At 56.3% G+C, this 13,864-nt stretch carries 16 protein-coding genes and 1 pseudogene; 2 read left to right on the top strand and 15 right to left on the bottom strand.

All coding sequences use genetic code 11. The annotated features are described in order from the left end of the window. Positions 1–21: 21 nt before the first annotated feature. The 10 genes from QO002_RS30775 to QO002_RS30730 form a co-directional block, all read right to left on the bottom strand. Positions 22–822 carry an SDR family oxidoreductase gene (locus QO002_RS30775; protein WP_307237556.1) on the bottom strand — a complete coding sequence of 267 codons (801 nt, stop codon included), beginning with the start codon at positions 820–822 and terminating at the stop codon, positions 22–24. Positions 823–824: 2 nt separating this feature from the next. After that, the gene (gene lsrF / locus QO002_RS30770; protein ID WP_307237553.1) at positions 825–1,712 is read right to left on the bottom strand and encodes a 3-hydroxy-5-phosphonooxypentane-2,4-dione thiolase; all 888 of its coding nucleotides are present in this window, start codon (positions 1,710–1,712) and stop codon (positions 825–827) included. Positions 1,713–1,748: 36 nt separating this feature from the next. Continuing rightward, positions 1,749–2,390 (bottom strand): dihydroxyacetone kinase subunit DhaL, encoded by a 642-nt coding sequence (gene dhaL / locus QO002_RS30765; protein ID WP_307237551.1) that lies wholly within the window; start codon positions 2,388–2,390, stop codon positions 1,749–1,751. Positions 2,391–2,398: 8 nt separating this feature from the next. Beyond that, on the bottom strand, positions 2,399–3,406 hold the full coding sequence (locus tag QO002_RS30760; RefSeq protein ID WP_307237548.1) for a dihydroxyacetone kinase subunit DhaK: 1,008 nt from the start codon (positions 3,404–3,406) through the stop codon (positions 2,399–2,401). Continuing rightward, positions 3,399–3,602 (bottom strand): hypothetical protein, encoded by a 204-nt coding sequence (locus tag QO002_RS30755; protein WP_307237544.1) that lies wholly within the window; start codon positions 3,600–3,602, stop codon positions 3,399–3,401. Before QO002_RS30755 ends, QO002_RS30760 begins: the two co-directional genes overlap by 8 nt. Then, a complete protein-coding gene (locus QO002_RS30750) occupies positions 3,599–4,711 on the bottom strand; it encodes an ABC transporter ATP-binding protein (protein WP_307237541.1) in 1,113 nt (370 codons plus the stop codon). Before QO002_RS30750 ends, QO002_RS30755 begins: the two co-directional genes overlap by 4 nt. Beyond that, the gene (locus tag QO002_RS30745) at positions 4,708–5,802 is read right to left on the bottom strand and encodes an ABC transporter ATP-binding protein (RefSeq protein WP_307237538.1); all 1,095 of its coding nucleotides are present in this window, start codon (positions 5,800–5,802) and stop codon (positions 4,708–4,710) included. Before QO002_RS30745 ends, QO002_RS30750 begins: the two co-directional genes overlap by 4 nt. Positions 5,803–5,806: 4 nt before the next feature. Next, complete coding sequence (locus tag QO002_RS30740) at positions 5,807–6,706, bottom strand: carbohydrate ABC transporter permease (protein WP_307237535.1); 900 nt, start codon at positions 6,704–6,706, stop codon at positions 5,807–5,809. Positions 6,707–6,708: 2 nt separating this feature from the next. Further along, positions 6,709–7,581: a carbohydrate ABC transporter permease gene (locus tag QO002_RS30735; RefSeq protein WP_307237532.1), complete on the bottom strand. Its 873-nt coding sequence runs from the start codon at positions 7,579–7,581 to the stop codon at positions 6,709–6,711. Positions 7,582–7,686: 105 nt separating this feature from the next. Continuing rightward, positions 7,687–9,105, bottom strand: coding sequence for an ABC transporter substrate-binding protein (locus QO002_RS30730; RefSeq protein ID WP_307237528.1), 1,419 nt, complete (start codon positions 9,103–9,105; stop codon positions 7,687–7,689). 409 nt (positions 9,106–9,514) lie between these two features. On the opposite strand from QO002_RS30730, the gene QO002_RS30725 reads away from it, so the two are divergent. Together QO002_RS30725 and QO002_RS30720 are read left to right on the top strand one after the other, a co-directional pair. Then, positions 9,515–10,330 carry a DeoR/GlpR family DNA-binding transcription regulator gene (locus QO002_RS30725; protein WP_307237524.1) on the top strand — a complete coding sequence of 272 codons (816 nt, stop codon included), beginning with the start codon at positions 9,515–9,517 and terminating at the stop codon, positions 10,328–10,330. A gap of 54 nt (positions 10,331–10,384) precedes the next feature. After that, positions 10,385–11,074: pseudogene (locus tag QO002_RS30720) on the top strand (FGGY family carbohydrate kinase); the annotation flags it as partial. Here QO002_RS30720 and QO002_RS30715 read toward each other — a convergent pair. The 5 genes from QO002_RS30715 to QO002_RS30695 all read right to left on the bottom strand — a co-directional run bounded on the left by QO002_RS30715 (position 10,974) and on the right by QO002_RS30695 (position 13,863). Further along, entirely contained in the window at positions 10,974–11,444 is a 471-nt protein-coding gene (locus tag QO002_RS30715; protein ID WP_307237521.1) for an MgtC/SapB family protein, read from the bottom strand. The pseudogene QO002_RS30720 and the gene QO002_RS30715 overlap by 101 nt on opposite strands. Positions 11,445–11,484: 40 nt before the next feature. Continuing rightward, a complete protein-coding gene (locus QO002_RS30710) occupies positions 11,485–11,745 on the bottom strand; it encodes a hypothetical protein (RefSeq protein ID WP_307237518.1) in 261 nt (86 codons plus the stop codon). Positions 11,746–11,767: 22 nt separating this feature from the next. Then, complete coding sequence (locus QO002_RS30705; RefSeq protein WP_307237515.1) at positions 11,768–12,031, bottom strand: hypothetical protein; 264 nt, start codon at positions 12,029–12,031, stop codon at positions 11,768–11,770. A 350-nt stretch (positions 12,032–12,381) separates the two neighbouring features. Continuing rightward, a complete protein-coding gene (locus QO002_RS30700) occupies positions 12,382–13,110 on the bottom strand; it encodes an SDR family oxidoreductase (RefSeq protein WP_307237512.1) in 729 nt (242 codons plus the stop codon). 66 nt (positions 13,111–13,176) lie between these two features. Further along, positions 13,177–13,863: an HAD family hydrolase gene (locus QO002_RS30695; RefSeq protein WP_307237509.1), complete on the bottom strand. Its 687-nt coding sequence runs from the start codon at positions 13,861–13,863 to the stop codon at positions 13,177–13,179. Position 13,864 lies beyond the last annotated feature (1 nt).

The following is a 13,864-nucleotide window of genomic DNA, read 5'->3' as shown; positions in this document are numbered from 1 at the left end:
TAAGCGCTGTAGGTTCCCAACCTATCTAAGCGAGGTTGCCATGACACCACCATCGACTGTAAGCACTGCGGCGTTGACCTTGTCCATGAGCGCCAGATGCAGGAAGGCGTCGGCAACATCACTTGCCAGAACCTCCACGCCAAGGAGGTTGCCCGCCATATATTCGTGTGGCGTCATACCTCGGGCAGCGGCGCGATCTATGATCATCTGATCGGTCATGAGGCCGGTGCGAATACGACCGGCATTGACGCCATTGGCCCGGATCCCCTCTTTTCCATGATCGATGGCATATTGCCTCATCAGTGCCAAAGTCGCCGCTTTAGGGATGCCGTATGGACCGAAGTCCTTGCCAGGGTTGACCGATTGGTTTGAGATGTTGAACAAGATTGTGCCGCCCCGACCCTGACGGCGAAAAATGCGGATGGCAGCCTGGCACGCATTTTGATGTCCAAAGAAATTCAACTCGAAGCTCTGACGCAAGGTGTCCATCGGCAAATCGCCGATCGCCCCCTGCTGAGCAGAGCCCGCATTGGAGATCAGGATATCAAGACCACCAAGGTCAGCAGCCACTGTCTCGAAGGTCACCTCAACGGATGTCGTGTCGGTCACATCGCACGTGAATGTTCTGCAGCCAACCTCGTCAGCCAGCGGCTGCAGCGCCTGCTCATTAATATCGAGCGCTGCGACCAAAGCGCCCGCTCGGGAAAAGGCACGCGTTACTTCGCGTCCTATACCGCTTGCAGCACCGGTAACGACGACGATCCGGCCGTGTAGAGCGGAACAGCCGATATTCGCAGGTGCTAAGGTGGTCTTGATCTCCATTGTCATTCCGCCTTCTGATGGTCCAGATCAAGAAATTGGTTGTAAGCCTGCTCGCTAGTTTCGCCATGGTGAACGACTGAAGCCAGGGCTTTGAGCATTGCCACCGGATTGGACGACTGAAAGACGTTGCGCCCCATGTCGACACCTGCCGCGCCCTGATCAATAGCCAGCCAGGCCATCTCAAGGGCTTCGCGCTCGGGTAGTTTCTTGCCTCCAGCGATCACGATGGGCACCGGACAGCCGAGCACAATCTTTTCGAAGCCGGTCTCGACATAGTAGGACTTGACGAACTGAGCACCGAGTTCGGCAGCGATGCGGGTCGCCAAACCGAAATAGCGGGCATCACGAACCATATCCTTACCCACGCCAGTAACCGCCATCGTCGGAATGCCGTAGCGCGTGCCGGAATCGATTAACTTGATGACGTTGCCGATCGATTTGTGTTCGTGTTCCGCCCCCACATAGACCTGCGCTGCCATCGCAACGGCACCCAGCCGAATGGCGTCATCAATATCGACAGCGACGAGTTCGTTCGAAAGCTCCGTTAGGATACTGTTGCCGCCGCTGCATCGAAGGACCACGGGCTTATTGACCTCGGGCTGAATGGTCGTCCGCAACCCCCCGCGAGTGCACATCAAAACATCCGCATGCGCCGCAAGCGGCGCGATCGTCAGGTCCATGCGCTCGAGCCCGGTCGTCGGGCCCTGGAAGTAGCCATGGTCAAAGGCGAGCATGACGGTCTTGCCGCTCTTATGGTTGAAGATCCGAGATAGGCGTGCCTTCATGCCCCAATCGTGATGAGCGGCGCCCTTGAGATAGAAGCGGCTTGTATCTGCAGGGCGATCCTGTCCCCAGTCCTTGCCGTCCTTGATGTCGTCGAGATCTGCCATATTTGTTCCTCTCCGCTAAAAATGGAGCCCCGCTTGTCAAGCTTTGTCCGTGAAGGCCTGCATTGCTTTTAAGATGATCGCGACAGAAATGGCGCCCGGGTCCGGATGACCGAGACTGCGTTCTCCCAGCGATCGAGCCTTGCCAGTGGTCGCGATCATATTCTTCGTCGCCTCGACACCGGCTAGAGCCGCCTTCGTGGCAGCAGCCACAGTCTGACCCAGGTCCTTGTCCTTGCCTGCCTCGGCACGCGCTGCGCGTGCGGCAGGTGCCAGAGCATCGATGATCGTCTTCTGGCCTTCCGTAGCACCGCCGCGCTTCAGGACCGCTTCAAGACCGCTTTCGAGAAAGCCTGCGAAATTACTGCCGACGATGCCATCCTGGTCGACGAATGCCTTGGAGCCGGATCGGAACAGGGTTCCGAAAATAGCACCCGCCGCCCCTCCGGTCTTGGCCATTACGGCCATTCCAGCAGCCTTGAATGCCAACTCAATCGTCTCTGGCCGCGTCGTTTGAAAACTCTCCAGCACAGCTTCGAAACCGCGCTGCATGCCGATACCGTGATCGCCGTCACCGATGGCAAGATCGGCATTTGTCAACACATCGGTGTTGCGGATGACCTCGGCAGCCACATGCGACAGCATGTCAATGGAGGCCTGCCTATCAAGAGATTGAACCATTCCGCGCCTCACGTTCTGGAATAGCCGAGGGACTCGGCTGGAAGGTCGAGATAGTACTTCAGCTCGGAATCGAGCTTCATCAACGTGATCGACAGCCCTGCCATTTCCTGTGTCGTCACCCAGGTGCCGACATCAGTGCGGTAGACTTTGATGCCGCGCTCGTCGAGAATCTGGCGCACCCGGCGATTGACAATCAGCATTTCCATCATCGTCGTCGAGCCAAGATTGTTGATCAGAAGCGCCACCTCGTCACCGGAGGCAAACGGCAGATCTGGCAGGATCCGACCTAACATCTGATCGGTGATGTCGTCGGCGGAGGTCAGCTTCTGGCGCGAAATTCCGGCCTCTCCGTGAGCGCCCATACCGATCTCGATCTCGTCTTCCGCAAGCTCGAAGGTAAGTTTGCCGGTTTCCGGGATCGAGCCTGCTGCGACGGCGACGCCCATGGAGCGGGTCTGCGCATTGGCCTTCTTGACCACCCGCTCTACATCTTCGAGCGTATCGAGTTCGCTGGCGGCTCCGCCGGCGATCTTAATCAGCAGCAGATCGCCAGCGATGCCGCGTCGGTCGTGCATCCGTTCTGGCGGCGCGGCGGCCACATCGTCTGAAACACGCACGGTGCGCACCTCGATACCGTCTTCGTTAAGCAGTTCAGCACCCATGTCGAAGTTCATGGCGTCGCCCGCATAGTTTCCATAGAGGAACAAGATGCCGCGCCCTCGATGCACAGCTTTGCCTGCTTCATAGATCGTATCGGGAGACGGGGCGGCAAAAACGCCCCCGCACGCAGCGCCATCGCCCATGTTCCGGCCGACAAAGCCATGAAACAAAGGCTCGTGCCCGCTGCCGCCGCCGATCAGAATAGCAACCTTGCTCTGCGGCAGATCGCTTCTGACAATTGCGTCATGATGGGAAAGCTTGGTGATCTTGCCATCATTGGCCAGCACCAGCCCTTCCAGCATTTCATGGACCACTTTTCTCGGGTCGTTCAGGATTTTCTTGCCCGCTCTAGCCATTATTGTCTTCCTCCTCTGACGATCGTCCATCCGGGATGTGATCCAGGATCATGAACAGGATGACACCGGCCAGAAGCACCGGAAAGCCTGTCGCAAACAGGACATGCACAAATGGCTGGCAGAGCATGGCAAAACCGCCCAAAATTAGGGTGATCGCCACGAAGTAGAGCCACTTCATGACAAGGGTGCGTGTCATGACCGTCCTCCCTTCGTTTGATGGGAGATCCGCTTGCCGCCGGCAACGTCGAAAAGGAAGCCGGCGCCATCGACAACGCGGAATGCACAGGCGTCCGATTGCTTGAGCATGGTTGCCGATGGAACGACCTTGCGGAAGGAACCGGCGTTGCCATTGATCTGAACCGCTCGTTCGAAGCCGCGATTGTCTACCGCATATACGTTGCCGTCATTGGCACCGTCCGTGCCGGGTGCAACGATCTCTATATCTTCAGGCCAGACACCAAGCACAAGTTTTTCCGCCATGTTCGCTGCCAGTTGGCCGAACACAGGAAGACCTATCCGCTGACCGCTAGCCCCAATGCGCACACAACCATCCTCAACGACGGCATCAAAGAATGCCATCGCAGGGCTGCCGATCAACTTGCCGACGAAAATATTGGCCGGACAGGCATAGATCTCCTCGATGGTTCCCGCCTGCTGCATGACCCCGCCATCAATGATGCCTATCCTGTCGGCAATAGAGATGGCGCCGTGATAGTCGTGGGTGGCGTAGAGCATGGTCGAGCGATTCTCTCGGTGGATCTGACGCAGCTCCGCGCGCAGGCCCTCGCGCAATTTCAAGTCCAGTGCGGACAACGGCTCGTCCAGCAGGAACAGTTTCGGTCGGCGCACCAGCGCCCGGGCGATCGCCACACGCTGGCGTTCCCCGCCCGACAGTGTATCGACATCGCGGTCGAGCAGATGCGAGATCCGCAGCAGTTCGGCTGTGCGCCCGACACGACTGGCGATCACGGCCTCCGCTTCGCGGTAGGTCGGCGACCGCAAGGCAAAGGCGATGTTGTCTTTGACATCGAGAACCGGCAGCAGATTGAAACCCTCGAATACGATCGATACATCGCGCCCGGATGGATCGATATCTGTGACGTCTCTGCCGGCGAGATGGACACGGCCGGCATCAAGGTCGACCAATCCGGCAGCCGACAAAAGCGTCGAGCTCTTGCCAGCGCCGGTCGGCCCCAACAGGGCGAAGATTTCATTGTCATTGACGGTCAAATCGAGGCCACGCAGCGCCTGTTTGCCCTTGTAGGATTTCCTCAATCCTTCAAGACGAAGCATCGGTTCGGTCATGCTGCTGTCTCCGACGTGACGCGGCGCCCTGTCTCTGCATCGAAAAACAGGAACCCTTCCGGCGCGAAATGCACATGACCAGATAGGCCGCCCGGCGCCTTACGTTTGTCGACACCCTGATAGATCGTTTCCCCGACTCGGAAATTGAAGTAGCGCTCCCTACCGACCGAGAAAATGTCATCGACAGGAATGGCCACGGCTGACGTCGGATCGGCTTCATCGCGAAGATGAATGTTCATTGGTCGAATACCAAGTTTTAACCGTCGTTTGTTGGCAATCGCCCACTCGGGAATATGATTATTCTGCACCGTCAAACGGACGTCGCTGCCGGCCAGTTTCAGCCCCCCTTCCACAGGCACGAGATCAATCAGGTTCATGCTTGGCGAGCCGATGAACTGACCGGAGAAAACGCTGACTGGCTGGAAGAAGATCTGGTCTGGCTCTCCGACCTGGACGATACGGCCATCGCTCATCAGCACGATCCGGTCGGCAAGCGACATCGCCTCGCGCTGGTCATGGGTGACGTAGATCGTGGTGACAGCGAGTTGGCGTTGTAGATGGCCCAGTTCCCAGCGCATTTCCTCGCGGAATTGCTCGTCGATCGCCGACAATGGCTCGTCGAGAAGCAGCACCGCCGGATCGCGTATGACAGCGCGGGCGAGCGCCACCTTTTGCCGAGCACCCGGTGGAAGTGTGCCGGGATACCGATCGAGATCCCGGCCCAGCTTGAAGATATCGGTCACCCATTCCAGCTTGCGGGCGATCTCGGCCTTAGCGACACCGCGTGCTTTAAGAGGAAAGACGATGTTTTCGCGAATCTTCAAATGCGGATAGAGCGAGACGAACTGGAACACCATGGCGATGTTGCGTTCACTGGCCGACAGGTCGTTGACCCGGACACCATCGAATAGAACGTCGCCTGAGGTCGCCTTTACGAGGCCGGCAATACACCGGAGCGTCGTCGTCTTGCCACAACCTGATGGGCCGAGATAGACGACGAACTCGCCATTCTTGACCGTAAGGTTGACAGTATCGACCGCTTTGAAAGCACCAAATTCGATGTTCAGGTTGTCGAGCCGGATTTCAGCCATGCAATCAGAACCTTTCGCCCATCTTGTTCAGATGCCGCACGAGGATCATCGAAAGCCCAATGATGATGACGAGCAGCACCACGGCGAGCGCGGAGGCTTCACCGGTATAAAAGTAACTGAAGGCGGTCTTGGCCACGGCAAAGGACACGGTTTCCGTGGATGAGCCGGGTCCCCCGCCAGTCAACGCGAAGAACAGATCGTATTGCTTGAAACTGTCGATCAGTCGCAGGATCAGGGCGATGAACAACACAGGGGCAGACATAGGCAAAGTGATGCGGAAGAACCTGTAGGCGGGGCTGGCGCCGTCGACCTCGGCGGCCTCATTGATCGTCTCAGGGATACCTCGGAAGGCAGCGGTAGCGAGCAGAATGATGAAGGGTGTCCACATCCAGGTATCAGCGGCAGCGGCAGCCCAAAGGGCGGCAGTCGTCTGGCCAAGCCAGTCGATTTTCGGAAGCCCGACGACCGTCAGCAGATAGTTGATCATACCCCATTCGGAGTTGAACATGTAGCGCCAAAGGAAGCCCACCACGACCGGCGACAGCATCATCGGCATCATTAGTGCGGTAAAGATCAGGTCGCGGCCACGAAAGTTCTTCTGCAACTGGTACCCGACAAAGATGCCGATCAGCATTTGCAGCGTCACGCACAGGAAGACGAACTTACCGGTGAAGATGAAGCGCTGCCACAAATCGGGGTCGGAGAGCAGAAACTTGTAGTTGCCGAAACCGACAGGCTTCATGCCAGCGGCGGGCCTGAGCGCCGAGAAATTGAAGAAGCTGTAGTATATCAGCGAGAAGATCGGATAGGCGACCATGAAGAGTAGGATGGCCAGTGTCGGCGACAGGAAGCCGAAAATCATCAGTCGGCCGGTTGAACGTTGGCGGACAGCAAGTCTGGTCATGATCAACGCCTTCCCAGAACGCCGAAGGTCATCCCCATCAGAAGATGCTTGCGGATGAGATAGAAGAAGATCAGCACGGGTATGATGAGCACGACACCAGCCGCGCAGATCTGCGTCCACTCGATGCCTGTGGCGCCTGAGGCGGCAGATATTTTAACCGGCAAGGTCTTTGCATGCGTCGTGGTGAGGATGGAGGCGAAAGCGAATTCGTTCCAGGCAAATATGAAGCAGAAACCAGCGGTCGCGGCGATCCCGCCTTTTACCATCGGCAAGACCAGCCGGGAAAATGCATACATCCGCGTATAGCCATTGACGATGGCGATCTGTTCCACCTCCTTCGGAACTCCGTCGAAAAAACCCTTCATGATCCAGGTTGCGAGACCAACGTTGGCAAAGATTGCCACAAGGATCAGCCCGATGCGCGTATCGGCAAGGCCGAGTTCGGCAAACATCAAGTGGTAGAAGACGAGGACGGCGACCGGCGGCAACATGCGTGTCGACAGCACGAAGAACATAAAGTCACTCTTGCCGATAAAATTGAACCGAGAGCAGACATAGCCGGCGAGAGTTCCGAGGAAGACGGCCAGGGCGGTACCGACCGTAGAGACGATGACGCTGTTGAGCAGCGAATCGAAAACGCCATAGGCAGATGCGCTGTCCTTGGCGGCACCGATGCCGAATACACTTTGATACCCACTGAAATCAGGCGCGAAAAACACCTTCGGCGGCATGGAGAACATGTCCATACGGCTCTTGAAGGATGAAATGAGCAGCCAGAAAATCGGACCGAGATTGTAAAGTGTATAGATTGCAAGAAGGCCTAGAAACAGCCAGCGGGCGACGTGGTCTGTTGCCGAGGTTCTGGAACGAGACATGGATGCTCCTGCTGCAGCAAGCCTGCTAAAAAATAGCACTGGAAGGAAAGATCTTGACCTTGCGGACGCGAGGAACAAGTCCACGCGTCCGGTCGAAGCAGCGTGTTACTGCACGGCAACCACACCATCGACGCCGACTGGAGATATTTCCTGATCGGGTACTTCTGGTGTCTTGTCGCTCCGCTTGATCTCGTAACCAGCGCGCTCAAGCGTGCGCTCGTTCTTGGCGGCGGCGTCTGACAGAGCCTGTTTTACGGTTTTCGATCCGGAAACCGCATTACTGACTTCCTCCTGAAGTTGATCGAGCAGAACCGGGTACTCCGGTAGGTGCCAGTAGTCGTTCAGGTACTCAAGAGCCGTAGCGAACTGCTTGTTATAAGAGTTCAAACCCTGCCATTCCGGGCTTTCCAGAACTGCTTTCAAGCCTGTCTGACAAACAGCGGCATAACGCTTCTGCTGCTCAGGCTGGAAATACCACTCCATGAATTTGGTCAGCTCGGGCAGCTTCTTGGAATATTTGTTGATGCCCATGCCCTGACCGCCGACGGAGAACTGACGACGGAACTTGCCATCACGGCCCACGGCACCCGGCAGGATGCCGAAAGCGGTCTGTTCGGCAAATTTGCTGACTTTCGGATCGGCGTTCGAACCGTTGAAGTAGAACCATTGCATCGCCATTGCCAACTGGCCCTGCTGGAAAGCAGCGTTGACCTCATCGAAGCCCCAGTTGCCGCTACCCGGAGGTCCGAACTTGAACATGTCGACATAAGCCTGAACACCGTCCACCGATGCCGGACTGTCGAGATACCCTTTCACTTCGTAGGTCTTCGGATTATAAAGCTCGCCACCGAAGGACCACAGGAACGAGTTGGATGCGGTCGTTGCGAAATCGTACTCGCGGCCACCCATCTGCCCCCAGCCGTAGAGACCTTGGTCCGGACGCGTAAAGAATTCGGCAATATCGCGAGCTTCTTGATAGCTTTGCGGAACGGCTAGATCGCGGCCGTACTTTGCCTTGAATGCGTCCTTTTCCTTTGGATCCTCGAACAGATCCTTGCGGTACATGAGCCCATAAGCATCCTGGTTTGCGGGCAGGCCAAAAAACTGCCCTGAACCATCAGGATATTCGCCGTAGCGGGAGAGAGATGCAGCCGGAAAGATATCGGCCTTCAGGTAGCTGGACTTGTCGAAGATTTCATTGAGCTTGACGGCGTGCCCCCCACCTGCAAACTCCGCTGTCGACTGGCTGTCCCACATGGCGAAATCGAATGCATCGCCCTTAATGGCAAACTCGGAAGCGATCTTGTTGTGCCACTCCGGCCCATAAGGTACCAGGGCCGGCACAATTTTCACGGTCTTGTCGGGATAGTCCTTGGCGATATTGACAAGTGCATCAGCACAGGTGCCGGCATGCCATACGAAAGTCAGCGTCGTTTCTGCTCGGGCTATCCCGGCAGTTACGGCGAGCGACACGCCAATGGCGGCCACCGACGCCACAAGACGCAAGCGTTTTCCGTGTTCCATTCTCTCCTCCACTTCGACAGGCAATCAAAGAAGCATCTCCTCAGGACTTCTTTTGCCCGGGATCAGGATAGGAGGCAGAGTTAGAAACATCAACATAAAAGTTATAATTCTCAAACATATTTTCAAAGCCCAGATACAGAATTATGCTACGTCAGCTTATAAAGTTTTAACATATTGATTTTGTGCTGATATATCCACGAATTCTCCCGTACCGGGTTTTTTGTTGGCATGGAAATTCTCACTCTGCTCGACATTTTGTGATGGATTTGATGTTATTTAACATTCTCATATGTCGCCGTCTGGGTGCTGCCCAGTCGACTTTTAAGAGAACCACGCGGTGAAAACATGCTGGCATGACTTGCAGAGAGACGATGCCTTCGCTAACGAAAAGCGCCGGGAGGACGACCAATTGGCCCACCAGATCGACAATGCGCCGGCAAAAGCCGACGGTCCCCAGCACAACGAATCCAAGGCGGACCTGCGCCGATCTACGATCGTCAGGACGTTGATGGAAAACGGCACGGCGCAGATCAAGGATCTGGCGATTTCGCTCGGCGTCAGCTTGATGACGATCCATCGAGACCTGAACGATCTTCAAGATCAGGGACTGGTCCGGCGAATTCGAGGCGCTGTGACAGCAGAGAAATCAATGCTGCACGAGAGCAGCTATGTTTTCCGTGCGCGCCAGTTCGTGGACGAAAAAAGGCGGCTCGCACGCGCTGCGGTCGCCCATATCGATCCGGGCAATGCCGTCATATGGGACGACAGCTCGACGACCTACCACGCCTGCGACTTCATCGAATCGGTGACGCCTGTGACGGTGATCACAAACGCAATTCCCGTAATCGAGCGCCTGCGCGATGTGGCCGATATCGAACTGATCGCGCTGGGGGGGAAGTACCATCGGGTTTACAATGGCTTTTTCGGCCTTGCGTGTGAAAAAGCGATACAGTCCTACCATGTCGACGTCGCCCTGATGTCGACCACGACGATCCAAGGCCTCTCGCTTTACACGCAGGATGAACAGGTCCTCCGGGTCAAGCAGTCGATGATCCGCATCGCCCGCAAGAAGATCCTCCTCGTGGACGAAAGCAAGTTCCATTTTTCGGCGCTGAACCACGTTGCCGATCTCTCGGTGTTCGATGTCGTTATTGTCCCCCAGACTGTCGATGAACGGATCATCCAATACCTACAGCAGAACGGGATAAACCTCGAACTCGTCTAGCTAGGCTTTTTTAGCTTTGCCTGTTCCAGCGACCAGTATTTTTATCCGTCACCCTCCCGCCACGAACAGCGGCCGCTCGACTGGTGGGATGTCGTCAGCCGCAGTATTCTGGCTCTACTGGCTGCACCAGGCGTTGATCCCACATCGATCAGGGCAATTTCATTGTCGGGGCACAGCCTGGGTTGCGTGCCGCTCGATGCCGATGGCGTCTTGCTTCAGGATCGCGTGCCGATTTGGTCGGACGGCCGGGCCGAGGCAGAAGCGGAAGCGTTTTTCACCCGCCTCGACAAAAAAGAATGGTATCGAAAGACTGGCAACGGCTTCCCAGCGCCGCTCTACCCCATCTTCAAGATCCATTGGCTGCGTACCCATGAACCTGAGTTGTTCGCGCGGACGCGCACCATCATCGGCACAAAAGACTATATCAACTTCCGCTTGACCGGCATCATCGCGACCGATCATTCTTACGCATCCGGCACGGGCGTCTATGATCTTGAAGCACGCCGCTATTCGCCCGAGCTGCTTGCAGCCGCAGGCCTCGAGCCAGGGCTGATGCCGCGGGCGATAGCCTCTACCGATGTCGTCGGCGAGGTATTGCCCGATATCGCTCTTGGGCTGGGACTGCCCGCCGGCGTCAAGGTGATTACTGGGGGCGTAGACAATAGCTGCATGGCGCTCGGTGCGACGCGGTATGACTACTGTTTTGCTCGTCGCTGGGTGCGTCGGGCTTCAAGTTCGTCATGATCCGCAGGGTGAAGAAGGTCATGACTGACAAAACGACTGCTATGTCGTACGAGCCCAGGCCAACCGCAGTGCCAACCGCTCCAGTCGCCCCCAAACTGGCGGCGGTTGCGGTGCCTTTGACATTGTTTTTAACAACAAGGATTGCGCCACCGCCGATGAACCCCATTCCGGTGATCAGGCCCTCGACTATCCGGGCGGTGGCCTCCGGATTGCCAGCAGTAAGGTGCTCGGTGGCTTGGATGAAACCACAGCTCGCGATGGCGACAAGCGGGAACGTGCGAAGTCCGGCGCTCCGTTCGCTCTTTTCCCGATCCCACCCGATGGGCAAAGCAAGCAGATAGGCCGCAACCACGCGACTATCAGGATCCATTCATTGCATAGACCCAGAGTTCATCTTGAGATGGCCGGCTTCACGCCGGAATCGTGGCCGGAATGAATTCGGAATGGGTGGCCGGCTTCATGTCGGAATGGGTGGCCGGTATCATCGGAATACGCACTAGGCCAACGCCCGGCAGAAGAATGCAGAGCACAATGATGGCGAAGAAAAGCGGATTTCGGAGCGAGGAGATGCGGAGTTTCTCCGTCAAGCGTCGACTGATCAGCCGATCAGGATCGTCGCCGTCAGCCAGACCAGTGTTGGAATGATGACGCACGCATGCGAGACAAGACACGTCTCCTCCCTAATTTGAAAAGTCATTCCGCTTGTCCCGCTGTGCCTCTCACGACCTCATCCATCGCCAATTGCCTTTCGATAAGCGCTCTGGCTGCGAAGAATACTCCACTCTCATCGTCCGCCTGACCTTCCTCAAGCATCAGCAAAGCGTCCTCATAGATTTCTTGCTCAGCTTGCTTACTGACGGCGCCCATTCGTCCAAGATGGGCAATCAGAGCTGCCACGGTTGCCGAGGTCGAAAGAGCAACGGCTCCGGCAGAAAGCAAGGCACTGTCATGCGGCATGTTTACTGCTCCTTGATATGCTCATCATTTGGGTTCAATTCGATCCTGAGCTTGCGGATCGGTCAGCAGCGTCGAGAAAAGTCGCCGTCCCTTCATTGTTCGAGCGTGAGCGGACCTACAAGCATTTCGGCCGTCACGCCGAGCGAGCACCGTTATGGCCGCCAAAACAGCAATATCGCCCCGTCTAGAGCTTTAGCCGGATTATTTTTTGGCGCTCCGTCGGGGCTACGTGCGCTGACATAACGATGTTCTGATCGATGCGAAGAACCCTATTGACGATAGACGAGATGGAAGTTGACGAGGCGCTGCGGCTGACAATTCAGCCCCGAAGTGAAAGACTATTGCGGCCTCTAGCCGTCTACATTAGTCGGCAATACGATTACGTCGTGAATGGTCACATTGCGCGGGCGGCTTAGAATAAACAGAACAGCCTCTGCGACTTCCTTAGGTTCGATAACGGCTCCCGCGTCCTTGACGGCCTGGAGCCGTTCTGGCTCCCAGTCGGCAAGCAGTGCGGATATCACTGGGCCTGGCGATACTTGGGAGACGCGAATGCCGTGTTTGTTGACTTGACGCCGTGTTGTCTGTGTGAAGCAGGTCATTGCCCATTTCGACGCAGAGTACACGGGTTCGTGTTTGATTGCCGCGTGTCCGGCGAGTGAACTTGTGACAATGATATCTCCGGTTCCCCGCTCGATCATATGCGGCAGAACAGCGTGTACGTTTTTGATGACGGCATTGATATTGAGGTTCAGCATTCGATCGATTGCTTCCGCGTTGGTGTCGATCAGGTCGCCGCCAATGTATGTGCCCGCATTACAATAAAGGATGTCGATTTTACCTGTCTTAGCCAAGATTTCTGAAACCATCGCCGCGCAGCTTTCGGCATTCAGGAGATCAGTCACCTGCGCAATTGCTTTGTCTCCGTTGGCAGCGACCAAGTCGTCAAGCGCGACCTTATTTCGATCCACCATCACAACCGTCGCTCCCTCTGCCATGAGGACTTTGGACGTCGCCAGTCCAATGCCCGAGGCCGCGCCAGTGATGACTGCAATTTTGCCATCGAGGATGCCTGTCATTCGAGTCTCCTTGCATTTGATTGTATATCCGGCATCGACATCGCACCGATGGTTCAGCTTTTGTCCTTAGCCGCGATGGAGGCTGGTGATTGCGCCGATGGCCGCAGGCAGGTCCCGCATATCCGAAATGGTCGACCGAGCACCCCCCTCGAGAAGGTTTTCGGAATGATCACGATATGTGTGGGATCCTCCGGTGAAGCCTATGACCTGCATACCAGCGGCGCGCGCGGCGTGAACACCGTGAACCGAGTCTTCAATCACCACGGTTTGTGACGGATCGAACCCCATTTGCTGTGCGCCGAACAGAAAAATGTCAGGCTTCGGCTTGGACCTCCCCTCACCCAGATCCTTTGCCGAATAGATATTAGGCGCAAAGAATTCTTTTAGGCCAACGTTGGTCAGAACCTCTTCGACACGCGATAATTTTGTGTTTGAACAAACGCAGCGGGGATACCGCAATTCTTGCAGGACTGCCAGCACGCCGTCTATTGCTCGGGCCTCTGCCGGAATGCGCACATCGAGTTCAGCTTCGGTCCTGTCGAGCAGCAAATCCATCAGGCTCAACCCGCGTTCCTTCTCCAGGATGAGCAGAATATCCTTCCAACTCATGCCACTGAAACGCTCGGCCAATTGCTCGACACTTATTTCGCAACCCGCTCCATGAAGGAGTTCTACTTCGATCTTTATACCAATGATTTCGGAATCGACCAAAACACCGTCGCAGTCGAAGATTACAGATTTTATTTCAGTCATA

Origin of the sequence: Pararhizobium capsulatum DSM 1112 (assembly GCF_030814475.1) — a bacterium.
GTDB classification, from domain to species: Bacteria; Pseudomonadota; Alphaproteobacteria; order Rhizobiales; family Rhizobiaceae; genus Pararhizobium; species Pararhizobium capsulatum.
The sequence above is the reverse complement of the archived record's forward strand: the minus strand, read 5'-3'. Positions and strand labels throughout refer to the sequence as shown.